Consider the following 23,570-nt stretch of genomic DNA (forward strand, 5'->3'; position numbering starts at 1 on the left):
TAAGAAACGCCTGCCAGCCCTGCCATGCCGCAACGATTCCGTTGAGCGGCAGGGGAGCGGCTGCGCCGGCGAAACCCGAATGAGGAGAAGCTGAACATGCATGAAATCTGGACCCAGCAGTATTTCCCGGCCGGCGGCCCCGCGCTGTCGGCGCTGATGGCCGCGCTGCCCATCGTCTTTTTCTTCATCGCGCTGGCGGTGTTGCGGCTGAAGGGCCATATCGCCGGCACCTTGACGGTGCTGATCGCGCTGGCGGTGGCCATGCTGTTTTACGGCATGCCGGCGCAGATGGCGCTGGCGGCCGCCGCCTTCGGCTTTGGCTACGGCCTGTGGCCCATCGCCTGGATCATCATCGCCGCGGTGTTCCTGTACAAGATCACGGTCAAGACCGGGCAGTTCGACATCATCCGCGCCTCGGTGCTGTCCGTGACCGAGGACCAGCGGCTGCAGATGCTGCTGGTGGGCTTTTCCTTCGGCGCCTTTCTGGAAGGAGCCGCCGGTTTCGGCGCGCCGGTGGCCATCACCGCCGCCTTGCTGGTGGGGCTGGGCTTCAAGCCGCTGTATGCGGCCGGGCTGTGCCTGATCGCCAATACCGCGCCGGTGGCCTTCGGCGCGATGGGCATCCCCATCATCGTGGCCGGGCAGGTGACCGGGCTGGACCCGTTCCTGATCGGTGCCAAGGCCGGCCATCAGCTGCCCATTCTGTCGGTGATCGTGCCGTTCTGGCTGGTGATGATGATGGACGGCCTCAAGGGCGTGCGCCAGACCTGGCCGGCCATTCTGGTGGCTGGGGTGTCGTTCGCGGTGACCCAGTTTTTCACCTCCAACTACATCGGGCCGGAACTGCCGGACATCACCTCGGCCCTGGTCAGCCTGGTGTGTCTGACGCTGTTCCTGAAAACATGGCAGCCCAGCGAGATCTTCACTTTCAACGGCCGCCGCGCGCCGTCGGCGCGCCAGGCCAGCGGTTTCAGCCTGGGGCAGATCGCCCGCGCCTGGAGCCCGTTCCTGATTCTGACCGCGCTGGTGACCGTGTGGAGCGTCAAGCCGTTCAAGGCCTTGTTCGCCAAGGGCGGTGCGCTGGAGGGCTGTATCTGGAAACTGCATGTGCCGGGGCTGGACAAGCTGGTGCTGAAAACCGCGCCGATTGTCGCGCATGACGCGCCGTACGAAGCCTTGTACAAATTCGACATCGTGTCCGCCGTCGGCAGCGCCATCTTTCTGTCTGCGCTGCTGTCCATGGCCTTGTTGAAGTTCCGCCCGGCCGACGGCGCGCGCGCCTTCGCCGAGACCCTGGCCGAGCTGCGCCGGCCGATTTTGTCTATCGGCATGGTGCTGGCCTTCGCCTTCGTCGCCAATTATTCCGGCATGTCCAGCACGCTGGCGCTGTGCCTGGCCAACACCGGCCAGGCTTTCCCGTTTTTCTCGCCCTTCCTGGGCTGGCTGGGCGTGTTCCTGACTGGCTCCGACACCTCGTCCAATGCCTTGTTCTCCGCTCTGCAGGCGGCCACCGCGCACCAGCTGGGCGTGTCGGACGTGCTGTTGGTGGCGGCCAACACCACCGGCGGCGTCACCGGCAAGATGATCTCGCCGCAGTCCATCGCCGTGGCCTGCGCGGCGGTGGGCTTGATAGGCAAAGAGGCGGATCTGTTCCGCTTCACCCTGAAGCACAGCCTGATCTTCTGCAGCTTCGTCGGCGCTCTGACCTGGCTGATGGCGCATATGGGGTAGGGCGGCCCCTCTCCCCAACCCCTCTCCCGCGAGGGGAGAGGGGCTTTCAGCCAGCCTGCGCGTCGAGGCGGGTTTCAGGCGGCAACTTAATTACAGCCTATCCCGCGATGCCCTTCCTCTTCTCTTGAGGGAGAGTATCGGGGAGAGGTGCGTGGTCAAACCATGGTCTCCGATGTCCTCACGCATGCCCTGGCTGCCCATTCGCATACCGATTACCGCCTATCCAGCGATGCCCTCCCTCTTCTCTTGAGGGAGAGTATCGGGGAGAGGTGCGTGGTCAAACCATGGTCTCCGATGTCCTCCGGCATGCCCTGGCTGCCCATTCGCATACCGATTACCGCCTATCCCGCGATGCCCTCCCTCTCCCCTAGCGGGAGAGGGCCGGGGAGAGGGGGCAAATCGCCATCAGAAGATTTGACGCCTAGCCTTACCGCCGGTTATTAGATTAGAAATAACGATTTCGCATCTGCTGATAGCCAATCGATATAATGGGGCCAGTTCAGGGAGAGTCTTTGTGTACAAACATCTGGAAGATTACGTCGGCGGCACGCCGCTGGTCCGGCTCAAGCGCCTGCCTTCGGGCAATGGCAATGTGGTGTTGCTGAAGCTGGAGGGCAATAATCCGGCAGGGTCGGTGAAAGACCGGCCGGCGCTGTCCATGATCCGCCGCGCCGAGCAGCGCGGCGACATCCAGCCCGGCGACACGCTGATCGAGCCCACCAGCGGCAACACCGGCATCGCGCTGGCGATGGCGGCGGCGATGATGGGCTACCGCATGGTGCTGATCATGCCGGAAAACTCCAGCGCCGAGCGGGTGCAGGCGATGCGCGCCTACGGCGCCGAAGTGATCCTGACCCCGGCGGCGGGCTCGATGCCGGCCGCCATCGACCTGGCGCGCAGCATGGAAGCGGCCGGCCAAGGCCGCATCCTCGACCAGTTTTCCAACCCGGACAATCCGCTGGCGCATTATGAAACCACCGGCCCGGAAATCTGGGAACAGACTGGCGGCAAGATCACCCATTTCGTCTCCAGCATGGGCACCACCGGCACCATCATGGGCACCAGCCGTTTTCTGAAGGAAAAAAATCCGGCCATCCGCATCGTCGGCGTCCATCCGGAGCCGGGCAGCCAGATCGCCGGCATCCGCAAGTGGGAAGAGCCGTATGTGCCCAAGATCTGCGATTTCGAGCGCATAGACGAGATTCAACATGTCAGCCAGCAGGATGCGGAAGACACCGCCCGCCTGCTGGCGCGGCGCGAAGGCATCCTGGCCGGGCCGTCGTCCGGCGGCGCGCTGGCGGTGGCGCTGCGTCTGGATGCGCTGCTCAGCGAGGCGGTGATCGTGTCGGTGGTGTGCGACCGCGGCGACCGCTACCTGTCCACTGGCCTGTTCGGCTGAGGCTGTCCGCGGGTATCGCCGCTGGCGAACCCGCGCTACAGGCTGGTCATAGGGGGAAGACTGTTGTCTTCCTTTTTTCTTGGGTAAGCGGCAGCAGATCGAACCGGTCGGCAGGCAAGCGTTGAGGCTTGCTCATCTTACCCGTTAAATGGTGTTTTATTTCCATTTGTCATGAATGGCCAAGCCTGCTACTTTCCTGTTTTTTCGCCAAGAAAGGGCAGACCATGTTTTTGCTGATGTTCGACATCGACGGTACGCTGACAAGCTCCTACCAATACGATCAGCAGGTTTTCGCCGAGGCGGTTTCCGAAGTGGCCGGCGCGCCATTCCATGACACCAACTGGCATAACTATGCCCGTATCACCTCGGATGGGGTGACCGAGGAAGTCTTGCTGCGCATGGGGGCGGATGCTTCGCGGGCAGCCATGGTGAAGCAAGCCATGATGCGACGCTTGCATGAGCGGAGGCGGACCCAACCAGACGATTTTGCCGCCATACCCGGCGCGGCGGCTTTCCTGCGTAGTCTGGTCGGGCGGAGCGATATCGCCGTGGCCATCGCTACTGGCTGCTGGCGCGAAGAGGCGATGTTCAAATTGGAAGCCAGCGACATCGACGCGTCCGCCATCTCCATGAGCTGCAGCGAGGATGGCGAACACCGCACCGACATCATGCGCCATGCCTGCTCGCAAGCGCTGGCGGCGACCGGGCGGGATCGTTTCGAGCGGGTGGTCTACCTGGGAGACGGCTTGTGGGACTGGCGGGCGTCCGGCGAGCTGGGTTTCGAGTTTGTCGGCATAGGCGACCGCATCGCGGCGCTGAAAGATGCGGGCGCGGCGCATTGCCATGCTGATTTTTCCGATGCCGCCGCCGTGCGAGCTTCGTTGCGCATCGCTTGACAGTCCGTTCGCCGCGGCACGCTTGCCCGGACGGCATATTGCCCCTAGCATGGCGTTTTTCATCGGGAACTTAACCGTCATGCTGAAGCTTTATGTCGACCATACTTTTCTGAGCCCCTACGCGCTGGCGGCCTTCGTATCCCTGACCGAAAAAGGCCTGCCTTTCGAGCTGCTTACCCGCGATCTGGACGGCGGCGAGCAGTTCGAGCCGGCCTACCGCCGGCAATCGCTGACCGCTCGCGTGCCCATGCTGGCGGACGGCGATTTCTATCTAAGCGAATCGACGGCCATCATCGAATACCTGGAAGAAGCCTATCCCGATACCGCGCGCGTCTTGCCGGGCAATGTGCAGCAACGCGCCCGCGCGCGCCAGCTGCAAGCCTGGCTGCGCAGCGATTTGATGCCGCTGCGCAATGAGCGCAGCACCGAGGTGGTGTATGGCTTGCAGCCTGCCCAGCCCTTGGGCGAGGCGGCAAGAAAGGCGGCTGACAAGCTGATCGCGGTGGCCGAGGCGGTGGTGCCCGCCGATGGCGGCCATCTGTTTGGCGAATGGAGCGTGATCGACACCGAGCTGGCCTTGCTGCTCAAGCGGCTGACGCGGGAGGAGTTGCCGGCCCGCCTGGCCGATTACGCCGAGCGCCAGTGGCAGCGCCCCTCGTTCGCCGCCTGGCGCGCGCATCAGCTCCGGTAGGGCGGATGCCCCGCTGGCGGGGCGATCCGCCGTGCGGCCGTGCTCGCTGTTCGATCTTCGGCGCGATATCCGAATGAATCCCCGCTTGGGCGGGCAGGCCTAGGCCTTGCCCGCGCGTTGGGAGCATCCATCTAGCTCAATGGGGAACGCCCCGCAGGGGCTTCCGCCCTACGTCTTGGTTTCGACGGGGCGCTACCGGAGGCAAGGGCTTGGGTGGGGCTTTATTTTGACATTGTCATAAATTATGATTAATGTTGGGTTTTGCCATGAATGTCGCACCCTCAGGCTCATAAAGTTGATTTCTCTTGCGGAGAACAGACTGAGCCCATGGTCTGCCTGAGTATGCAGGCTGATTTCCCATGCCGTTTCTCCGCGGCAAAGCAGAATGCCGAATGCCATGAATACCGAAACCATCTTTGAGTTGATCTCCCAGTTGCGGCATGAAATCGCGACGCGTTATGTTTTTCCCGAAGTCGCTGAATCGATCTCTTCTTTTTTGAAGTCGAAGTTGAGAGATGGGGGCTATGCCGCCTGCGACGCGCCTGAGGATTTAGCCGCCGCGATCACCGACGATTTGCGGCGGCTCTCCAATGATGAGCATTTGCGTGTCCGCTATTTTGCCGAGCCGCATAGACCCGAGACAGAAGGCGATGAGGTTAGGGAACAAAACGACAGGCAGAAGCACGTTGAGGGTATGGGTTTCGGGATAGCGAGAATCGAATTTCTTGACGGTAATATCGGTTATCTGGATATACGTGAACTGGTGGAGCTCCAGCGGTCGGCCGAGTCCATCAGCGCCGCGATGACTCTGCTGGCCAAGTGCGAGGCGCTGATCATCGATTTGCGCAAATGCTGCGGCGGGGATCCAGCTACCGTCGCCTGGCTGTGCAGCTATTTGTTCAAGGCACGGACCAATCTCAGCGCCTTGCACTTGCGCGAAGCCAAGGCGCTGGTGCAGTTTCATACCCATGACTGGGTGCCGGGCCAGCGTTTCGGCGAGGATAAGCCAGTTTATCTTTTGCAGGCGCACTATACGTTTTCTGGCGCGGAGATGTTGGCTTACGATTTACAAGCCCTGGGCCGCGCGGTGGTGGTGGGCGAAACCTCGGGCGGCGGCGCCCACGCGTGCCAGTTTGTTTGGCTGACGCCGCATTTCAGCTTGTTGTTGCCCGAGGCGCGGTCCATCAATCCAATTACCCAGACCAATTGGGAAAAAGTGGGGGTGAAGCCAGATGTCGATGTCGGCGCGGAAGATGCGCTGGCGGTCGCCGCGAAATTGGCGCGAGACGGGATGGCGCAGGCGTAGGGCGAGCAGGCCTAGGCCTTGCCCGCGCGTCGGGAGCATTCCTCTAGCTCAAAAGCGGAACGCCCCGCCCGCGCGCGTCTATCGAGGTCAATGGCGGAACGCCCCGCAGGGGCTTCCGCCCTACGCTTCGGTTTCGACGGGGCGGCTGCTGATGCCCAGCCGCTGCATCCGCGACAGCAGGGTGGTGCGCTTCAGCCCCAGCTTGGCGGCCGCGCCGCGCGGGCCGGCGACGATGCCGTTGCACTCCTGCAGCACCCTGAGGATGCGCTCTTTTTCCGGCTCGCTGGCGTCGAACAGCGGTGTTTCCCGCCGCGCCGGCGCGGCGGGGGGCGGACAGGGCGGCGCTTGGCGGCAGGCGAGGTCGGCTTGCGGCAAATTGAGCAGCGGGCCGCGGGTGAGGATGACCGCGCGCTCGATCACGTTTTGCAGCTCGCGCACATTGCCCGGCCAGTCGTGGGCTTGCAGTCGCTGCAGCGTGTCGGCCGGTATGCTTTCGATGCCGCGGTTCATCCGGCGCGAGAATTTCTGGGTGAAGAACTGAGCCAGCAGCGGGATGTCGTCCGGCCGCGCCCTGAGCGGCGGCAGCAGGATGGGGAAGACATTGAGCCGGTAGTAGAGGTCGCTGCGGTAGCGCTTGTCGGCGATCATGCCCATCAGGTCGCAGCTGGTGGCCGAGATCACGCGCACGTCCACCGGAATGATTTTCTGCCCGCCCAGCCGTTCCACCTCGCGCTCCTGCAGCACGCGCAGCAGCTTGGGCTGCAGCTCCAGCGGAATATCGCCTACCTCGTCCAAAAACAGCGTGCCCTGGTCGGCCTGTTCGAAGCGGCCCAGCCTTTGCGCCGCCGCGCCGGTGAAAGCGCCTTTTTCATGGCCGAACAGCTCGCTCTCCAGCAGGCCGGCGGGAATGGCGGCGCAGTTCATATTGACCATGCGCTTGCCAGCGCGCGGGCTGTGGGCGTGGATGGCGCGGGCGATCAGCTCCTTGCCGGTGCCGGTTTCGCCCAATAACAGCACCGAGCAATCGCTGGCGGCGACGATTTCCACCTGCTCCAGCACGGCCGATATGGCCGCGCTGTGGCCGATGATTTCGTCGAAATTCTGGTAGTGCTGGATCTCGCTGGTCAGCTGCAGGTTTTCCGTCGCCAGCTGATCCTTGAGGCGGGATATCTCCTGGTAGGCCTGGGCATTGGCCAGTCCCAGCGTCAGCCGGGCGGCCACCTGCTGCAGCAAGGGCAGGACGGCGCGGAAATAGCCGCTGTCGCCGGGGTAGGCCAGCAGCAGCGCGCCCACGGTGCCGGCCGTGCCGCACAGCGGCAGCACGCACAGCGAGCGGCAGCCGGCGCGCATCACTTCGGCGAAGCGCGGGTGGACGGCGGCCATCTGCTCCAGCGTCGGCTCGCTGGCCAGCAATAGCTGATGGCCCAGCATGGCTTCGCGGGCCGGCAGCCGGTCGCGCGGATAGCGCGTGTGGCGGCAGCGCTCGCGGCCTTCGCGCTCCAGGTAGATATCATGGACTTGCAGCTCGCCGTCGTCTTCGCCATGCAGATTGAGGCCGACGAAGCTGACGCCGAAAGCCAGCTGCAAGGCTTGGGCCGCTTTTTCCGCCAATTCTTCCAGCTGCAGCGTGGACAGCACCGCGTTGGTGACGTCCACCAGGATTTGCAGCTGGTCGCGGTCGGCGCGCAGCGCGGCGGCGGCGTCGAGTGGCGGCGCGTCGGGGCCGCAGGAATGGGGCGCGGTTATCGGCATGGTCGGGCTCGGTGGCGGCGGGAACTTGCAGGATAAATTTTACCGGCCGGCCGCGCCTGCTCATAGCATGGATGCCGTCTAATCGCAGCGGGTTTAATCTGCGTCAGACAGCCAGGGCAAACTGTCCAGCGCCGGGTCGTCGCGCAGCGCGGCGTAGAGCCGGTCCACCGCCTGGCGCACCCGTTCGGTCATCGGGCAATAAAAGGCCACCAGATCGGGCTGGATGCCGATGAACTCCACTTGCGGCACTGTTTCGGCCAGCCTTTCCATCAAGAAGCTCAAAGGCAGGTCGTGGGTGCTCATGATGAACATCTCGGCCAGCGCTTGCGGCGGCACGCGGCGGATTTCGCCGGGCGCCAGGCCCATGTCGGCGGCGTCCACCAGCACCACGCGGCGCGGCGCGCGCGCGGCGACGCGGTGGGCGGCGTTTTCCGGCGCGCTGCCGCCGTCTTCAACCTCCCAGCCGGGAATGGCTTGTTGTTTCATCAGTTCGGCCAGCAGAGGGCCGGCGCCGTCGTCGCCCATCATGCTGTTGCCCACGGCCAGGATCAGATCGGGCGCATCAGTTTTCATGTCGTTTCACCATCAGGTAAAGCGCGGGTTCGGCGGCCATCGCCGCCAGCTCGCGCATCAGCGCGTCGCTCCAGCCGCGCTGTTCTTCGCTCATCGCCGGGCGGCCCTGATCGAGCGCGCGCGCCAGCAGGGCGGCGTGGCCGGCGTCTATCATGATTTCGCCAAAGCGCAGCGCGCCGGCCAGCTTGCGCCGCGCCTCGCCTTCGGGCAGCGCGGCCAGCCAGGCCGCGTAGCCGTCTTCCGGGCAGCTGAGCCGCGCTTGCAGGCAGTCGATCACGCCGATGTGGTGGCCCAGCGCCAGCGTCTGGTAGATCACCTGGCGCGCGCCGTCGTCGGCAGGCATGTCCTCTTCGCGCTGCAGGAATTTGCGGCCCAGCGCGTGAAACACGATGCGGTTCATCGCGCGCCTCTCGCCATGCCGACATCCCACAGCCGGGTGAAGATTTCGTTCTCGCGCGGATCGTCTATCGCCGAGAGATGGCGTTTGACGCGCTCGTCCAGGCTCAGGCCGTCGGCCTGGCTGGCCAGGTCCATGAATTGCTCGGCCAGGATGCGGCCGCTGCGGTATCCGGCCAGCCGCCGCGCCTCGCGCTCGATGCGCACCCGCGTATCCAGCGGAATGAAAGGGTGGGGCAGCAAGGCGCGGTCTCCATCGCCTTCTTCCTGATGGCTGGCATGCAGCTTTTGTTCCAATAGGCCCAGCGCCATGGCGAAGCCGTAAATCGTGGCGGCCGGCGTGGGCGGGCAGCCGGGAATGTAAACGTCCACCGGCACGATTTTGTCGCTGCCGCCCCAGACGCAGTAAAGGTCGTGAAAGATGCCGCCGCTGCAGCCGCACGCGCCGTAGGACACCGAGATTTTCGGGTCCGGCGCGGCCTGCCAGGCGCGCAGCGCCGGCATGCGCATGGCGCGGGTGACGGCGCCGGTGAACAGCAGGATGTCGGCGTGGCGCGGCGAGGCCACCACCTTGATGCCGAAGCGCTCGGCGTCGAACACCGGGGTGATGGCGGCGAAGATCTCGATCTCGCAGCCGTTGCAGCCGCCGCAGTCCACGCGGTAGACATAGGCCGAGCGCTGAATGTCCTTGAGCAGCTTCTGTTTCAGCTGGGTTATGCCTTCGCTTTCGGTCAGCGGCTTGGGCATGCCGTATTCGTCGCGCGGAATGATCAGGCCGGCGTCGGATTGGATCGGAATCATGCTCGCTCCTCCTCGCGGCGGCTGCGGGTCAGCGCGTCGCGTTCTATGGTCTGCTTGCGTTTGCATTCGGGGCAGGCGGCGTACAGCTTGCGCTGCGCCTCATCCAGGATCAGGCCGCTCTGGCGCAGCAGGTCCATGACGTGGTGGACCTCTTTCAGCGGCGCGAAGGGTTTGCCGCAACAGGCGCAGTTCTCCAGCCGGAAGCTGGCGCGCTGGACCAGGTCCGCCTTGCAGGCCACCGCCAGCTCGAACTCCTGGCTCAGTTGGATGGCGCGGGTGGGGCAGACTTCCTCGCAGCGGCCGCAAAAAATGCAGCGGCCCAGGTTCAGCGCCCACTCGCGCCGGCCGGCGCGGCTGTCGGTCTGCATGGTCAGCGCACCGGCCGGGCAGGCCTGGGTGCAGGCGGCGCAGGCGATGCACTGGCCGGCGTTCAACTCCGGCTTGCCGCGAAAGCCGGGGCTGACCGGGAACGGGGCGAACGGGTATTTCGTGGTCGGCTCGCCCGCCTTGGCTATGATCTTGAATAGCTTGAACATGGCGTTTTCCTATTTCAGCGGCGAATGGGTGCGCTCGCGGCCGTAGCGCTCGATTTCCTGGTAGGGCACGGTGGTGGATTTTTTCTTCTTGACGTCCACCAGCGTCACGCGGTCGGTGCAGGAATAACAGGGGTCGATGCTGGCCACGATCAGCGGCGCGTCGGACACGGTATTGCCGCGCAGCATGTAGCGCAGCGGCGGCCAGTTGGCGTAGGTGGGCGCGCGGCAGCGCCAGCGGTACAGCTTCTGGTTGTCGCCGGTCATCGCCCAGTGGATGTCCTCGCCGCGCGGCGCTTCGGCGAAGCCCAGCGCGAATTTGTGCGGCTGATAGGCGAAACCCTCCAGCAGCACCGGGCCCGGCGGCAGGTTGTCCAGCGCGAACTGTATGATGTCCAGCGAGTTGAAGAACTCGCGGGCGCGGATCAGCACCCGGCCCAGCACGTCGCAGCTGTTTTCGCTGTGCAGCTCGAAAGGCAGCTCGGCATAAGCGCCGTAGGGGTGGTCGGCGCGGATGTCGCGGCGGTAGCCGCTGGCGCGCAGCAAGGGGCCCACCGGGCTGAAGTCGCGCGCCACCTTGCGGTCCAGCACGCCCACGCCGCTGGTGCGCTGGCGCAGATTGGGCGTGGACAGCAGCATGTCGACCAGGCGGGTGGTTTCCTCGCGCAATTCGATTACCAGCTTCAGCGTGCGCCGACGCTCTTCTTTCAGGATGTCGCGGCGCACGCCGCCTATCAGGTTCATGCCGTAGGTTTTGCGCGCGCCGGTCAATAGCTCGGCCATGGTCATGGCTTTTTCGCGGACGCGGAAAAACTGCATGAAGCCGGTGTCGAAGCCGACGAAGTGGCTGGCCAGCCCCAGGTTGAGCAAGTGGCTGTGCAGCCGCTCCACCTCTAGGAACACGCTGCGTATCATCTGCGCGCGCGGCGGCACCGCCAGGCCCAGCGCGTTTTCCACCGCGCTGGCGTAAGCCACGCTGTGGGTGAAGCCGCAGATGCCGCAGACGCGGTCGGACAGGAAGGTGACTTCGTCGTAGCCCATCCGCGTTTCGGCCAGCTTTTCCATGCCGCGGTGCACGTAGAACATGCGGTAGTCGGCGTCGACTATGGTTTCGCCGTCGACGAACAATCTGAAGTGGCCCGGCTCGTCCGAGGTGATGTGCAGCGGCCCCAGCGGCACGTCGCGGGTGACGCCGGCGGCGTCGTTGACGAAGGTGTAGGTTTCGGTGTCGGTGGTGGGCGCGGGGCGCTGGTTGTAAGCCATCGCGTCCTTGCGCAAGGGGTAGAGGTCGCCCGGCCAGTCGTCCGGCAGCACCAGCCGGCGCTCGTCGGGCAGGCCGACCGGCGTCAGGCCGTACATGTCGCGCACTTCGCGCTCGCCCCACACCGCAGCCGGCACCCGCGGCGTGACGGAGGGGAACTCCGGCCGCTCCGGGTCTATCAGCGCGCGCACCACCAGCCAGCATTTGACCGGCCCTTCCATCGACAGCACGTAGTAGACGGCGAAGTGGCCGTTCAGCGGCCGCTCGTCGTTGCCGAACAGCACCGACAGCCAGCCCTCGTTCTGGTAATACAGCCACTCCACCACTTCGGGCAGGCTGGACAGCTTCACCGTGACGGTGAGCTGGTCGGCGGTTTGCCATTCCTCCTCCAGCACCGTGTGCGGGAAGCGTTGCTTCAGGCCATCCAGATAATTGCGGCCCAGTTTGTCGTCATTCATGTTTTTCTCCCAGGCCTCAGCGGATCGCGACGGGGTGGTTGGCGGCGGCCAGCACCAGCTGGCTGGCCTCGCGCAGCAGGGTTTGCAGGCTGTCCGGCATGAACAGGCCTATCGCCAGCATGGCCAGCATCAGCAGGATCAGCGGCAGCAGCGTCAGCCAGCCGGCTTCGCCCGGCTCCACTTGGTCAGGCGCGGGACCGAACAAGGTGGCCGCCAGCATCCGCGCCAGCCCGGCCAGCACGATGGTCAACAGCAGCAGCACGACGACAGTCAGCGCGACATGGCCCTGGCTGAAGCCGGCGGCCACGATCAGGAATTCGCTGTAGAACACGTTGAACGGCGGGATGCCGCCCAGCGCCAGCGCGCCGGCGCCGAACAGCATCGCCGTCAGCGGCGCGGCGCGCAGCAGGCCTTTCACCGAGCCCATGTCCGGCGTGCCGTACTTGAGCAGCACATTGCCGGATCCGCAGAACAGCAGCGCCTTGGCCAGGCTGTGGTTGACGGTGTGGAACAGCGCCGCCATCACGCCCAGCGGGCCGCCCAGGCCCAGGGCGATGGCGATCAGGCCCATGTTCTCCACGCTGGAATAAGCCAGCAGCCGCTTGATGTGGCGCTGCGACAGGATGAACAGCGCGGCCACCGCCACCGACATCAGGCCGAAAACCAGCAGCAGCGTTTCCGAGAAGCCCGGCCCCAGCGCGCGCGAGGCCAGCATGTGGAAGCGGATCACGATCAGCAGCGCGCAGTTGAGCAGCACGGCGGACAGCAGCGCGCTGACCGGGCTGGGCGCCTCGCTGTGCGCGTCCGGCAGCCAGGCGTGCATGGGGAAGAAGCCGGCCTTGGTGCCGAAGCCGATCAGCACGAAGACGAAGGCGATGCGCGTCAGCGCCGGGTCCAGTTGCTGGGCCATGGCCAGCAGCGTGGTCCATTGCGCCGCGCCGCCGTGGTCGCCCAGCAGGCTGGCGGCGTTGGAATAGACCAGCAGCACGCCGTACAGGCCGAAGGCCACGCCCACGGTGCAGATCACCATGTATTTCCAGGCCGCCTCCAGCGAGGAGCGCTGGCCGTAAAAGCCCACCAGGAAGGCCGAGCCCAGCGTGGTGGCTTCCACCGCCACCCACATCATGATGACGTTGTTGGCGGTGACGGCCAGCAGCATGGTGAACAAAAACAGCTGGAAGATGGCGTAGAAGCCGGCCAGCCGCTCCGGCCCCACCTCGCCGTGCCGCAGCTCGTGGCGCATATAGCCCACCGCGTACAGTCCGGTGGCGAAACCGAGCACGCCTATCAGCGCCAGGAACAACGCGCCCAGCGCGTCGACGCGCAGCCAGCCGTCCAGCGCGGCCAGCGGTCCGCCGCTTATTATCCCGGCGCAGGCGGCTAGAGACAGAACCAGCAGCAGCGAGACGCTGGCCAGGTGCAGCGCAGACGCCAGCCACGCGCAAGCCTCGCCGGCCAGCCGGCAGCCCGCGCACAGCAGCGACGCCGCCAGCGGAATCAACAACAGCAGAACAAGCCAATGCGTAGCAGTCATGGCCTCAACCCTTCAAAGCGGTCAGTTGCCGCACGTCCAGCGTTTGCAGCGTGCGATGAATGCGGCGCGCCAGCAGCGCCATGATCAGCACCGCGCACACCGCGTCGGTGGCGATGCCTATTTCCACCAATTCCGGCGCCTTGCCGGCCATCAAGGCCAGCGTCAGGTGGGCGCCGTTCTCCATCAGGCAGTAGCCGAAAATCTGCTTGAGGATGTTGCGCGAGGTGACGATGCAGGCCAGACCCAGCAGGAAATGGCCCAGCGACACCGCCAGCGCCGGCTTCAGCGGCGCCACCACGGCCAGCCGCACCGCATCCACCGCATACCAGCTGACCAGCACGATCAGCGCCGCCAGCACGGCCATCCAGGCCGGGCCGAGCAGGCCCTTCAGCGCCGGGTCTTCCGGCAGCGGGCCCAGCAGCTTGATCAGGATCAGCGGCGCCAGCACCACCTTGGTGACAAAGGCCGAGGCCGCCCACAGCGTCAGCTCGTGCGAGCCCTGGGTAAGCGCCAGCGCCAGGAACACGCCCACCAGCGTCAGCGATTGCAAGACGTAGAAGCAGGCGGCCGTCGCCACGCGATTGGCGCAAATCACCAATAGCGAAGTGACGATCAACAGCCCGGCCAGATTATTGACGATCAGCATGCCGTCCATCCTCGTCTCCTCAGGCCAGCCATGCCGAAGCGATGAAGCTGGAAGCCAGGCTCATCGCCAGCAGCGCGGCCAGCACGGTTTTCATTTGCCAAGGCAGCGGCTGGGCCGCGGCCACCACGGGGGACATCTCGCCCGGCACCGTCTTGCCGAACCAGCGCAGGAACCACGCGAAGCTGGCCACCGATTCCGCCATCGCCAGCAACATCAGCGGCAGCAGCCACGGCTCGTCGGTCGAAAGCTGGAAGCCGGCGGCGAAGATGGCGAACTTGCTGAAGAAGCCGTTGAACGGCGGCACGCCGGTAATGGCCAGCGCGGCCACGCAGAAACTCACGCCCAATAGCGGCGCGCCGCGCAACAGGCCGCGCAAGGACGGCAGCATCCGGGTGCCGCAGCTGTAGCTGAGCGCGCCGGCCACCAGGAAGAACAGGCTCTTGGCGAAGGCGTGGTTGAAAATGTGGGCGATGGCGCCGTTGAAGGCCAGGCGCGAGCCGAAGACCGACAGCGACAGCGCCAGGAAGATGTAAGACAGCTGGGTGATGGTGGAGTAGGCCAAGAGACGCTTCATGTCTTTTTGCGGCAGATACATCCAGAAGCCGTACAGCAGCGTAAGCGTGGCCATCACTGCGCCCACCCAGCCCACCAGATGCGGCACGTTGCCGGCGGCGTCCAGCGCGCGGGCGAAGATGTAGACGCCCACCTTCACCATGGAGGCCGCGTGCAGATAGGCGGACACCGGCGTCGGCGCTTCCATCGCGTCCGGCAGCCACATATGCAGCGGCAGTTGGGCCGATTTGCCCCAGGCCGCCCACAGCACGGCCAGCAGCACCACCACCTTGGCGGAGTCCGGCAGCGCGGCGATGGCGGACAGGCTGAAGCTGCCGCTGTGGGCGAACAGCCAGCCGGCGGCCAGATACAGGCCCAGCGAGCCGATATGGGTGATCAGCAAAGCTTTCAAGGCCGACTGCAGCGCCTTGGGCTTCTGGTAATAGCCGATCAGCCCCCAGGAGCAGGCGCCGGTGATCTCAAAGCAGACCAGCTGGCCCAAGAGCGTGGACGACAACACCAGGCCGGCCATCGCGCCGATGAACACCAATAAGTAGGCGTAGTAGCGCGGCGCGGCCTGGTGCGGATGCTCGCGGTTGGCCGGGGTCATGTAGGCGGTGGAGTAGAGCGCCACCAAGAAGCCCAGGCCTACCACGGCCATGCCGATCAGCGTGCTGAGCCGGTCCACGGCGAGGCCCAAGAGCTCGATGCCATTGAAACTGAGCAAGGGATAGTGCGCGGCCATGCCGCCGGCTGTTTTGAATGCCGCGGCCAGCCAGACGGCGCCGACGGTCGCCAGCAGCGCGAACAGCGGCGCCAGGAAGCGGCCGGCTGGACGCGGGCTGGCCAATACCAGGGCCGCGCCGAGGAAGGGCAGCAAGATGGTCGCCAGAGCGAGGTGTTCCATGAATGCTCCTTAAAGACCGGTGAGATAGAAGACGAAAGACAGCGCGGCCAGGCCGAAGCCCACCCAGGTGACGCGCGCGGTCAACAGGAACCGTCCGCGCGCCATGCTGTTTTCAATGACGGCGGCGATGAGGAACACCGCCAGCAGCTTGAGCGGCAGCCAGGCCGCTGCGGCCAGCAGCGCGCCGGGTTCCAGGCTGTCCGCCGCGCCCAGCGGCAGGAACACGCCCAGCATGAACTGCGCGAGCACCACCTTCTTCAGCGCCAGGCCCAGCTTGAGCAGCGCCAGCGAGGGGCCGGAGTATTCGGTCAGCGGGCCTTCCTGCAGCTCCTGCTCGGCCTCGGCCAAGTCGAAGGGCAACTTGCCCATCTCGATGAACACGGCGAAGGCGAAGGCGGCCAGCGCCAGGCCGATGGCGGCCGGCGACTGCAGATAGCTGCCGGACATGCCGGTGGCGATGGCGCCCAGATTGGTGCTGCCCTCGATCAAGGCCACCACCAGCAGCGAGAGCATCATCGTCGGCTCCACCAGGATGCCCAGCGTCAGCTCGCGGCCGGCGCCTATGCCGGCGAAGGAACTGCCGGAGTCCACGCCGGACAGCGAGAGGAAAAAGCGCGCAAGGCCGAACAGGTAGACGAAGCTGATCAGATCGGCCAGCGGGCCGGCCGGCGAGTGGCGGGTGAGGGCAGGCAGCGCCATCGCCAGCATCAGCATGATGGACAGCTGCGCCGCCGGCGCCAGGCGAAAGGCGAGGCCGGCCTGGCCCGGCGCCACGTCCTGGCGGCGGAACAGCTTGAAAATATCGCGGTAGTCCTGCAGCACGCCGGGGCCGCGCCGCGAATGCATGCGGGCGCGGATCATCCGCGACACGCCGGTGAACAGCGGCGCCAGCGCCAGCAGCAGCGCGGCTTGCGCGATGGCCAGGGGGAGGGATTGCAATGCTTGCATGGTGGTTCTCCTAGCGCGCGGCGATCAAGAGCAGCGCCAATAGCGCGATCACCACGTACAGGCAGTACAGGCGGAAGTCGCCGTGCTGCAGCCAGCGGACGCGGGCCGCCAACCGGTCAACCCAGCGTGCGACAGGCAGGGTCAGCATCCGGTCCCACAGCGGCTCGGCGCGCGCGGCGCCGGCTATGGTCTTCTCCAGCGCGGCGTCCAGCCTGGCGGCCGGCGACAACTGGCCGCGCAGGCGGTAAAGCGGGGCGAACATATGCGTCACCGGCTGGCTCAAGCCTTGTGGGCCGACCGACATCGACGCTTCCTGCGCGTAGCCGCAGGCCCAGGCGTCGCCCTGCTGGCGACGGGCCAGCCGCGCGCCGCGCAGCATGGACAAGGCCAACAGCAGAATCAGCGGCAGCGAGATCAGCAGCAGCGCCAGCAGCGGCATGGACACCATGGTTTGAGCGTGCAGGCCGGGGTGGATGGACAGGCCGTCGGTCACCGATTGCGGCGAGGTGTGCGTCAAAGATCCAGCCACATTGGCCATCAGCGGCGACACCGCGTTCGCGCCTACGCCCAGCAACAACAGCGCCAGCGCGGCCAGCAGCATGGCGGCGCGCATGCTTGGCGGCGTTTCGGTCGCCTCGGCGGCATGGTGGCTGCGCGGCGCGCCGGAGAAACACATGCCGTAAGCCTTGACGAAGGCCATCGCCGCCAGCGCGCCGGTCAAGGCCAGCATCACCATGGCCAGCGGGCCAGCCAGCCGCAGCGCGAAGCCGGCATCCTGGCTGACGGCGAACAGCGCCTGGTAGGTGAACCACTCGGAGACAAAGCCGTTGAAAGGCGGCAGCGCGCAGATGGCCAGGCTGCCGGCCAGAAAGCTCAGCGCCGTCCACGGCATGCGCGCGGCCAGACCGCCCAGCTGCTCCATATCCTTGCTGTGGGCTCGGTAGAGAATGGAGCCCGCGCCCATGAACAGCAGGCCCTTGAACAAGGCGTGGTTGAGCAGGTGGTAGCCGGCGGCGACAAAACCCAGCGCGGCCAGCAAGGGCTGGTGCGTCGCCAGGCCCAGCATGCCGGCGCCCACGCCCAGCAGGATGATGCCCACGTTCTCCACGGTGGAGTAGGCCAGCAGCCGCTTCAGATCCCGCTCGGCCAGCGCGTACAGCACGCCCAGCACGGCGGACACGCCGCCTATGGCCAGCACCAACAGGCCCCACCAGGCGGTGTGCGCGCCCAGTATGTCCACGGCCACCTTGACGATGCCGAACACGCCTATCTTCACCATCACGCCGGACATCAGCGCCGAAGCGTGCGAGGGCGCTGCCGGGTGGGCGCGCGGCAGCCAGCCATGCAGCGGCACCATGCCGGCCTTGGCGCCGAAGCCGAACAGCGAGAGCAGGAACACGACGGAAGCGAGCGGGCCATCGAGACGCAGCGCGCGGAAGCTGTCGAAATCCAGGCTGCCGCTTTGCGCGTACATGAGGAAGAAGGCGATCAGGATCAGCACCGAGCCGGCGTGGGCGATCAGGAAGTACAGAAAGCCCGCGTTCACTGCCTCTTCATCCTGCTCGAAAATCACCAGGAAGTAAGACGCCAGCGACATCGCCTCGAACAGGATCAGAAAGTAAAAGGCGTTGTCCATCGCCGCCAGCGCCGTCATCGCCGCGATGAAGGCATTGGCGAAGAAGCCCATCGCGCCGACGCCGCGGCCGCGATATTCCTGAACATAAGACCAGCCGAACAGCGAGGTCAGCAGGGTCAAGGCCGAAATGGCCAGCAGCAGCAGCGCCGAGAATGGGTCCAGCCGCACCGCGAAATGGGCGAACTCAAACGGCCCGGCAGCTGCGAAGCGCTCCACCGAGCCGTTTTGCAGCACCGGCCAGGCGGCGGCCAGACCGCAGGCCGCGCCGGCCATGCCGAACAGCGAAGAAGCGGCGATGGCGAGACACTCCATTCTGGCGAGCAGCAGGCTGAGCAGCGCGCCCGCGCCGTATAGGCAGACGGCCAGCAACAGCCATTGCAAGGGAGCGAGGCTCATGATCTTTCCTCCGGCAGGTTCACATCCTCGCCCAGCGAGTGCAGCGCCGCCTGTCGGCGGGGGCTGGCGGCGCGGGCCAGCGCATCGTTGTCTTCCAGCCGCAGCGCCTGCGTCGGGCAGACGCGCATGCATTCGGGGCCATCGGCCAGGCCCTGGCACAGATCGCATTTGATGGCGATGGCCTTGACGCCCGGCTCCCAAGCCAGTAACGGCGACAGCGTCGCGTTGCTGTTATGCGGCGCGGCGGAAGGCCCGGCCTCAGCTTGCGGCGCTTGCCAGGCCGGACTGACGGCGGCTACGCCGTCGCAAGGCGTGCCGGAGAGCTGGATGGCGCCGAAAGGACAGGCGATGGCGCATAGCTTGCAGCCTATGCACAGCGTTTCATTGAGATCGACGCTGCGGCCGGACAGCGAGATCGCCGCCACCGGACAGACGCGCGCGCAAGGCGCGTCGTCGCAATGGCGGCACAGCACCGGCGCGGTGACGGAGGCCGTGCGGGTGACGGCCAGCCGTGGATGCGCCTGCAGGCCGGCCGCGCGATGCAGCGCGGAACAGGCGGCCATGCAGGTATTGCATCCATTGCAAAGCTCGGGCTCTGCAATGACGAAGCGGTTCATGATTCCCCCAAGTAAAGCCAGGCGGGGCCCGGGATGGCTTATTACTTGCAGGAGGCGTGCCAGCTTAGGTAGGTAAGGAGATCTTCCTTTTATTTCATGGGTTTACTGGTATTTTTAGGAAGGGTCGGGTGTGCCGATGGGGTGTCGGAGTGCTACGCGTATCGACAGAAGTGACGAGTCATGTCGAATTTTTGCATGTTGGGCTGCTGTATTTGAGAGGCTTTGTTGCATAAATAGGCTTCGGCATGCAAAGCCCCTTTCCCCGGACGGATTTATGGCATGCGCACCGTCATCGGCGTCCCGAGCCGCGTGAAGCGGTTCAAGATCGCCGCTCGCACTTGGAGCTCTGCGACTTGACGGTCGAAGTCCCTTGCCATTACCCGCTCGCCCAGCAGCTTGAAACAGCGCATCTTGGTTTCCACCAGGCTGCGGCGATGGTAACCGCTCCATTTCCTCCAGATCGCTCGACCCAGGAGCCGGGTAGCACGCAGTATCTCGTTTCGGACATGGGCGCCCAACCGATTTTCCTTCCACGGCTTGGCATTCTTTCGGGTAGGAATCACCGCCTCGGCTTTTCGCTTGGCAATCGCTTCATGGCAGCCTTTGGTGTCGTAGGCACCATCGCCACTTACTGCAGCAATCCTTTCCCCCGCGGAAATCTGGTCCAGCAACTCCGGCAACATTGGCGCATCGCCCACCGCGTTGTCGGTCACTTCAATCGCCCGGATTTCCAGCGTCTGCGCATCAATGCCCAAATGCACCTTGCGCCACTGACGGCGGTACTCCGCGCCGTGTTTCTTCGTTTTCCATTCGCCTTCACCCAGCATCTTGATGCCGGTGCTGTCGATCAACAGGTGCAGCCCGGTCGTGGTTGGACGGCAAGGAATGGCCACCTGCAAATGCTTTTGCCGCCGGCACACGGTGCTGTAGTCCGGCGTCAGCCAGTCCAGCCCCGCCAGTTTGAGCAGGCTTTGCACCATACCCACGGCCTGTCGGAGCGCAAGATTGAACAGGCATTTGATCGTCAGGCAGAACTGAATGGCGGCATCGCTGAAAGTCGGTGTCCGTCCACGTTTGCCGACTGCAGAGCCATGCCAGCGCATGTCACGGTCCAACCAGATCATCAGCGACCCACGCGCCTTGAGCGCAGCATTGTAGGTCTTCCAGTTGGTGGTCTTGTACTTGGGCGGGGCGGGCTTGCTCATGCCGTCATTCTACCCCGCCTGCTGGGAGGGTGATTTGTGCAACAAAGCCCCTGCCCGCCCTACTTGTCTACTTGTTTGTATTAATCGTCTTCGCCAACCCCGTAGGGCGGGCAGGCCGCAGGCCTTGCCCGCGCATTGTCTACGTTTATGCCTGATGAAGAATGCCCCATGAATTTAGGCCAGTTTCCGGTGTAGCGCAGAGGCCGGCATGCTGATCGCTTTTTTGGGGAGATGGCCGGTGCCCTATTACTGCAGGGAGCATGTGGCAGGCGCGTGCTATTTCTTCACCGTGGTGACGGAGCGCCGTCAGCCGATACTGACCGAGCCCTTGCTGCGGCAGGCTTTGCGCGCGGCGGTGATCGCGGTGCGGCGGGAGCGTCCGTTCGCGATAGATGGCTGGGTCTTGCTGCCGGATCACTTGCATGCGATATGGACCTTGCCGCCGGGCGACGGCGATTTTTCGGTGCGTTGGAGCGCGATCAAAAGTCGAGTGACGAGGGCGGTGGGTGGACATTATTTCCGTGCGGATTGGCAATCGGCGCGCCGGGCGGCAAAACGCCATGGAACGCTGTGGCAGCACCGGTTTTGGGAGCATCGCATCCGCGACGAGGCCGATTTCGCCGCGCATCTGGATTATCTGCATTTCAACCCGGTGAAGCATGGCTGGGCGGCGAGGGTGGGCGATTGGCCGTATTCGACCTTCCATCGCTATGTGGCGCAGGGGCAATATCCCGGCGATTGGTCGGGGGATGGTGTGATGGCCGCTATTCGACGCCGGTGAGGCGCGGGCAAGGCCTGCGGCCTGCCCGCCCTACCAGAATGTCCGCTCCGCCGTTGTCCGCGCATCGAGCCACGTAGGGCGGGCAGGCCAGGGGCCTTGCCCGCCTTATCGTTGTCCTCCCCGCGCTCAACAAATCCTCGGCAACTGCTCGCCATTGATCCAATCCACCATTCTCCTGCCGCCGAAGGCGGTTTCCATCTGCACAAACTGATTGGCGTCGGCGATGGCTTCGCCTATTACGGCGGCGTCTCGCCCTTGCGGGTGGGCGCGCATCGCGGCCAGCAGCGCGTCGGCGTCTTCCGGCGCGCAGATGGCCACCAGCTTGCCCTCGTTGGCCACATAGAGCGGGTCCAGGCCTAGGAGCTCGCAGGCAGCGGCCACTTCCTGCCGTATCGGCAGCGTGGACTCGCGGATCAACATGCCGCAGCCGGCCTGCTGGGCGAATTCATTGAGCACCGCCGCCAGGCCGCCGCGTGTTGGGTCGCGCAGGCAGCGCAGGTCCGGCGCGGCGCGCAGCATGTCGGCCACCAAGGTGTGCAAGGAAGCGCTATCGGATTGCAAGGCGGTTTCAAAGCCCAGGTTTTCCCGCAGCGACATGATGGTCACCCCGTGGTCTCCCAAGTGGCCGGAAAGCAGTATCTTGTCGCCGGGGCGGATGCGGCGCGGCGAGATGGCTATGCCGGCCGGCGCGTAGCCGACGCCGGTGGTGGAGATGAACACGCCATCGCCCTTGCCTTGCTGCACCACTTTGGTGTCGCCGGTGACGATGGCCACGCCGGCCTCGCGCGCCGCGGCGGCCATGGATTGCACGATGCGGTGCAGGTCAGCCAGCGGGAAGCCTTCTTCCAGGATGAAGCCGGCAGTCAAATACAAGGGCGTGCCGCCGCACATCGCCACATCGTTGACGGTGCCGTGCACCGCCAGGCTGCCGATATCGCCGCCGGGAAAGAATAGGGGCGATACCACGTGGCTGTCGGTGGCCAGGATCAGCCGGCTGCCAGCGGGCAGCGGGGGTAGGGCTGCGCCGTCGTGCTGCGCCCCCAGATAGCCGTTGTCGAACTCGGCCACGAACAGCTGTTCGATCAACTGGGCCATGGCGTGGCCGCCGCTGCCGTGGCTGAGGTCGACGCGGCCATGCTTGAAATCGATGCGGGTCATGCCGCGTCTCCGTTTTTATCGGCCGCGCGGAAGCGGTCATAGGTGAAATGGGCGGCGCAAGCGCCTTCGGACGACACCATGCAAGCGCCCAGCGGCCGCTCCGGCGTGCAGGCGGTGCCGAAGGCGCGGCAGTCGGCCGGCTGTTTTTGGCCACGCAGGATGGCGGCGCACTCGCAGGCCTTGTGGTCCGGCACTGCGCGGTAGGGCAGGGCGAAGCGGCGTTCGGCGTCGAAGGCGGCGTATTCCGCGCGGATGCGCAGCGCGCTTAGCGGCACCGTGCCCAGGCCGCGCCAGTCGTACTCGTCGCGTAGTTCGAACACCTTCTCGCACATCGCCTGCGCCTTGAGGTTGCCTTCGCGGCTGACCACGCGGCTGAACTGGTTCTCCACTTCGGCGCGGCCATCGTTGAGCTGGCGCACCAGCATCAGGATGGACTGCATCACGTCCAGCGGCTCGAAGCCGGAAATGACCACCGGCCGGCAATACTGCGCGGCGAATCCCTCATAGGCGCCATAGCCTATCACCGTGCTGACATGGGCCGGGCCGATGAAGCCGTCCAGCGCCACCGCGTCCGGATCAGCCTGCGATTCCATGATGTGAACCATGGCGGCAGGCGTGAGCACGTGGTTGCAGAACACGCTGAAATTGGCCAAGCCCAGCGTCTGCGCGCGCAGGATGACGGCGGCGGTGGGCGGGGTGGTGGTTTCGAAGCCGATGGCGAAGAACACCACTTGCCGGTCTGGATGGGCCTGGGCGATGGTCAGCGCATCGTCGCAGCTATAGACCATGCGCACGTCGGCGCCGGCGGCTCGCGCCTTGAGCAAGGACACGCCGCCGCTGGCAGGCACGCGCAGGGTGTCGGCGTAAGTGCAGAGGATGAGGCCGGGTTCGCGCGCCAGCTCAATGGCGCTGTCTATGCGGCCGGCCGGGAGCACGCACACCGGGCAGCCGGGACCGTGGATCAGGCGGATATTGGCCGGCAGCAGGTCAGGCAGGCCGTAGCGGGCGATGGCATGGGTGTGGCCGCCGCAAAACTCCATCAGCCGATATTGTCTGGCAGGGTCGGCTTCGGCGGCGATGGCGGCGGCAAGCCGTCGCGCCAGCTCGCCGTCACGGAACGCATCTATGTATTTCACTTTTGTTTCCTAGCGATAGGCGGCCGGGTTGTCCAGCGTCGTGCCCATTTCCGACAGCAGCGCCAGCGTGCGTTCGGCCTCGGCCGGGTCCAGCTTGCCGATGGCGAAACCGACGTGGACGATCAGGTAGTCGCCGGTTTTGACGTCATCCACCAGCGCGGTGGAAATGGTTTTTTGAATGCCGCCCAGCGCCACCCTGGCCTGGTCGGGTTCCAGGGTTTCGATGACGCGGGCGGGGATGGCCAAGCACATGGGGT

Annotated in this window: 22 protein-coding genes; 6 read left to right on the plus strand and 16 right to left on the minus strand. The window is 65.4% G+C overall.

What is annotated here, in order from left to right:
• The first annotated feature begins 96 nt into the window (after positions 1-96).
• From NKT35_RS16025 to NKT35_RS16045, 5 genes are all read left to right on the plus strand, one after another.
• A complete protein-coding gene (locus tag NKT35_RS16025) occupies positions 97-1,731 on the plus strand; it encodes a lactate permease LctP family transporter (protein WP_254294796.1) in 1,635 nt (544 codons plus the stop codon).
• Between the two features lie 514 nt (positions 1,732-2,245).
• Positions 2,246-3,130, plus strand: a complete 885-nt coding sequence (gene cysM / locus NKT35_RS16030) for a cysteine synthase CysM (protein WP_254294798.1) — start codon at positions 2,246-2,248, stop codon at positions 3,128-3,130.
• Between the two features lie 224 nt (positions 3,131-3,354).
• On the plus strand, positions 3,355-4,026 hold the full coding sequence (locus NKT35_RS16035; RefSeq protein WP_254294800.1) for an HAD family hydrolase: 672 nt from the start codon (positions 3,355-3,357) through the stop codon (positions 4,024-4,026).
• Positions 4,027-4,105: 79 nt separating this feature from the next.
• Complete coding sequence (gene yfcF, locus NKT35_RS16040) at positions 4,106-4,717, plus strand: glutathione transferase (protein ID WP_254294802.1); 612 nt, start codon at positions 4,106-4,108, stop codon at positions 4,715-4,717.
• Positions 4,718-5,114: 397 nt separating this feature from the next.
• Positions 5,115-6,023, plus strand: a complete 909-nt coding sequence (locus NKT35_RS16045; protein ID WP_254294804.1) for a S41 family peptidase — start codon at positions 5,115-5,117, stop codon at positions 6,021-6,023.
• A gap of 120 nt (positions 6,024-6,143) precedes the next feature.
• On the opposite strand, the gene NKT35_RS16050 is transcribed toward NKT35_RS16045, so the two are convergent.
• The 13 genes from NKT35_RS16050 to NKT35_RS16110 form a co-directional block, all read right to left on the minus strand.
• On the minus strand, positions 6,144-7,775 hold the full coding sequence (locus NKT35_RS16050) for a sigma 54-interacting transcriptional regulator (protein ID WP_254294806.1): 1,632 nt from the start codon (positions 7,773-7,775) through the stop codon (positions 6,144-6,146).
• Between the two features lie 93 nt (positions 7,776-7,868).
• Positions 7,869-8,348, minus strand: a complete 480-nt coding sequence (gene hycI / locus NKT35_RS16055; protein WP_254294808.1) for a hydrogenase maturation peptidase HycI — start codon at positions 8,346-8,348, stop codon at positions 7,869-7,871.
• Entirely contained in the window at positions 8,338-8,748 is a 411-nt protein-coding gene (locus NKT35_RS16060; RefSeq protein WP_254294810.1) for a formate hydrogenlyase maturation HycH family protein, read from the minus strand. The genes hycI and NKT35_RS16060 overlap by 11 nt, the downstream gene beginning before the upstream one ends.
• A complete protein-coding gene (locus NKT35_RS16065; RefSeq protein WP_254301402.1) occupies positions 8,745-9,491 on the minus strand; it encodes an NADH-quinone oxidoreductase subunit B family protein in 747 nt (248 codons plus the stop codon). Before NKT35_RS16065 ends, NKT35_RS16060 begins: the two co-directional genes overlap by 4 nt.
• Positions 9,492-9,541: 50 nt before the next feature.
• Positions 9,542-10,081 carry a formate hydrogenlyase complex iron-sulfur subunit gene (locus NKT35_RS16070; protein ID WP_254294812.1) on the minus strand — a complete coding sequence of 180 codons (540 nt, stop codon included), beginning with the start codon at positions 10,079-10,081 and terminating at the stop codon, positions 9,542-9,544.
• A 9-nt stretch (positions 10,082-10,090) separates the two neighbouring features.
• A complete protein-coding gene (locus tag NKT35_RS16075) occupies positions 10,091-11,797 on the minus strand; it encodes a hydrogenase large subunit (RefSeq protein ID WP_254294814.1) in 1,707 nt (568 codons plus the stop codon).
• Between the two features lie 16 nt (positions 11,798-11,813).
• Positions 11,814-13,331, minus strand: a complete 1,518-nt coding sequence (locus NKT35_RS16080) for a hydrogenase 4 subunit F (protein ID WP_254294816.1) — start codon at positions 13,329-13,331, stop codon at positions 11,814-11,816.
• Positions 13,332-13,335: 4 nt separating this feature from the next.
• Positions 13,336-13,986, minus strand: coding sequence for a hydrogenase 4 membrane subunit (hyfE, locus tag NKT35_RS16085; protein ID WP_254294818.1), 651 nt, complete (start codon positions 13,984-13,986; stop codon positions 13,336-13,338).
• A 10-nt stretch (positions 13,987-13,996) separates the two neighbouring features.
• On the minus strand, positions 13,997-15,436 hold the full coding sequence (locus NKT35_RS16090) for a hydrogenase 4 subunit D (protein WP_254294820.1): 1,440 nt from the start codon (positions 15,434-15,436) through the stop codon (positions 13,997-13,999).
• 9 nt (positions 15,437-15,445) lie between these two features.
• On the minus strand, positions 15,446-16,384 hold the full coding sequence (locus tag NKT35_RS16095; protein WP_254294822.1) for a respiratory chain complex I subunit 1 family protein: 939 nt from the start codon (positions 16,382-16,384) through the stop codon (positions 15,446-15,448).
• 10 nt (positions 16,385-16,394) lie between these two features.
• Positions 16,395-18,416, minus strand: a complete 2,022-nt coding sequence (gene hyfB / locus NKT35_RS16100; RefSeq protein WP_254294823.1) for a hydrogenase 4 subunit B — start codon at positions 18,414-18,416, stop codon at positions 16,395-16,397.
• The gene (locus NKT35_RS16105) at positions 18,413-18,979 is read right to left on the minus strand and encodes a 4Fe-4S dicluster domain-containing protein (protein WP_254294825.1); all 567 of its coding nucleotides are present in this window, start codon (positions 18,977-18,979) and stop codon (positions 18,413-18,415) included. Before NKT35_RS16105 ends, hyfB begins: the two co-directional genes overlap by 4 nt.
• A 326-nt stretch (positions 18,980-19,305) precedes the next feature.
• Positions 19,306-20,238: an IS5 family transposase gene (locus NKT35_RS16110; protein WP_254294827.1), complete on the minus strand. Its 933-nt coding sequence runs from the start codon at positions 20,236-20,238 to the stop codon at positions 19,306-19,308.
• A 208-nt stretch (positions 20,239-20,446) separates the two neighbouring features.
• Here NKT35_RS16110 and NKT35_RS16115 point away from each other — a divergent pair, with 208 nt between their 5' ends.
• On the plus strand, positions 20,447-21,019 hold the full coding sequence (locus tag NKT35_RS16115; protein ID WP_305883437.1) for an REP-associated tyrosine transposase: 573 nt from the start codon (positions 20,447-20,449) through the stop codon (positions 21,017-21,019).
• Positions 21,020-21,145: 126 nt separating this feature from the next.
• On the opposite strand, the gene hypE is transcribed toward NKT35_RS16115, so the two are convergent.
• The 3 genes from hypE to NKT35_RS16130 are packed head-to-tail and all read right to left on the minus strand — an operon-like array spanning position 21,146 to position 23,565.
• On the minus strand, positions 21,146-22,177 hold the full coding sequence (gene hypE, locus NKT35_RS16120; protein ID WP_254294829.1) for a hydrogenase expression/formation protein HypE: 1,032 nt from the start codon (positions 22,175-22,177) through the stop codon (positions 21,146-21,148).
• Positions 22,174-23,313, minus strand: coding sequence for a hydrogenase formation protein HypD (hypD, locus tag NKT35_RS16125; RefSeq protein ID WP_254294831.1), 1,140 nt, complete (start codon positions 23,311-23,313; stop codon positions 22,174-22,176). Before hypD ends, hypE begins: the two co-directional genes overlap by 4 nt.
• Before the next feature lie 9 nt (positions 23,314-23,322).
• On the minus strand, positions 23,323-23,565 hold the full coding sequence (locus tag NKT35_RS16130; protein ID WP_254294834.1) for a HypC/HybG/HupF family hydrogenase formation chaperone: 243 nt from the start codon (positions 23,563-23,565) through the stop codon (positions 23,323-23,325).
• Positions 23,566-23,570 lie beyond the last annotated feature (5 nt).

This window comes from Chromobacterium sp. IIBBL 290-4 (assembly GCF_024207115.1).
Classification (GTDB): domain Bacteria; phylum Pseudomonadota; class Gammaproteobacteria; order Burkholderiales; family Chromobacteriaceae; genus Chromobacterium.

Excerpts from the sequence above, each read along its gene's own strand:
- NKT35_RS16025 (WP_254294796.1), top strand. The coding sequence starts at position 97 with ATGCATGAAATCTGGACCCAGCAGTATTTCCCGGCCGGCGGCCCCGCG.
- NKT35_RS16035 (WP_254294800.1), top strand. The coding sequence starts at position 3,355 with ATGTTTTTGCTGATGTTCGACATCGACGGTACGCTGACAAGCTCCTAC.
- yfcF (WP_254294802.1), top strand. The coding sequence starts at position 4,106 with ATGCTGAAGCTTTATGTCGACCATACTTTTCTGAGCCCCTACGCGCTG.
- NKT35_RS16045 (WP_254294804.1), top strand. The coding sequence starts at position 5,115 with ATGAATACCGAAACCATCTTTGAGTTGATCTCCCAGTTGCGGCATGAA.
- NKT35_RS16050 (WP_254294806.1), bottom strand. The coding sequence starts at position 7,775 with ATGCCGATAACCGCGCCCCATTCCTGCGGCCCCGACGCGCCGCCACTC.
- hycI (WP_254294808.1), bottom strand. The coding sequence starts at position 8,348 with ATGAAAACTGATGCGCCCGATCTGATCCTGGCCGTGGGCAACAGCATG.
- NKT35_RS16060 (WP_254294810.1), bottom strand. The coding sequence starts at position 8,748 with ATGAACCGCATCGTGTTTCACGCGCTGGGCCGCAAATTCCTGCAGCGC.
- NKT35_RS16065 (WP_254301402.1), bottom strand. The coding sequence starts at position 9,491 with ATGCCCAAGCCGCTGACCGAAAGCGAAGGCATAACCCAGCTGAAACAG.
- NKT35_RS16070 (WP_254294812.1), bottom strand. The coding sequence starts at position 10,081 with ATGTTCAAGCTATTCAAGATCATAGCCAAGGCGGGCGAGCCGACCACG.
- NKT35_RS16075 (WP_254294814.1), bottom strand. The coding sequence starts at position 11,797 with ATGAATGACGACAAACTGGGCCGCAATTATCTGGATGGCCTGAAGCAA.
- NKT35_RS16080 (WP_254294816.1), bottom strand. The coding sequence starts at position 13,331 with ATGACTGCTACGCATTGGCTTGTTCTGCTGTTGTTGATTCCGCTGGCG.
- hyfE (WP_254294818.1), bottom strand. The coding sequence starts at position 13,986 with ATGGACGGCATGCTGATCGTCAATAATCTGGCCGGGCTGTTGATCGTC.
- NKT35_RS16090 (WP_254294820.1), bottom strand. The coding sequence starts at position 15,436 with ATGGAACACCTCGCTCTGGCGACCATCTTGCTGCCCTTCCTCGGCGCG.
- NKT35_RS16095 (WP_254294822.1), bottom strand. The coding sequence starts at position 16,384 with ATGCAAGCATTGCAATCCCTCCCCCTGGCCATCGCGCAAGCCGCGCTG.
- hyfB (WP_254294823.1), bottom strand. The coding sequence starts at position 18,416 with ATGAGCCTCGCTCCCTTGCAATGGCTGTTGCTGGCCGTCTGCCTATAC.
- NKT35_RS16105 (WP_254294825.1), bottom strand. The coding sequence starts at position 18,979 with ATGGCCGCCTGTTCCGCGCTGCATCGCGCGGCCGGCCTGCAGGCGCAT.
- NKT35_RS16110 (WP_254294827.1), bottom strand. The coding sequence starts at position 20,238 with ATGAGCAAGCCCGCCCCGCCCAAGTACAAGACCACCAACTGGAAGACC.
- NKT35_RS16115 (WP_305883437.1), top strand. The coding sequence starts at position 20,447 with ATGCTGATCGCTTTTTTGGGGAGATGGCCGGTGCCCTATTACTGCAGG.
- hypE (WP_254294829.1), bottom strand. The coding sequence starts at position 22,177 with ATGACCCGCATCGATTTCAAGCATGGCCGCGTCGACCTCAGCCACGGC.
- NKT35_RS16130 (WP_254294834.1), bottom strand. The coding sequence starts at position 23,565 with ATGTGCTTGGCCATCCCCGCCCGCGTCATCGAAACCCTGGAACCCGAC.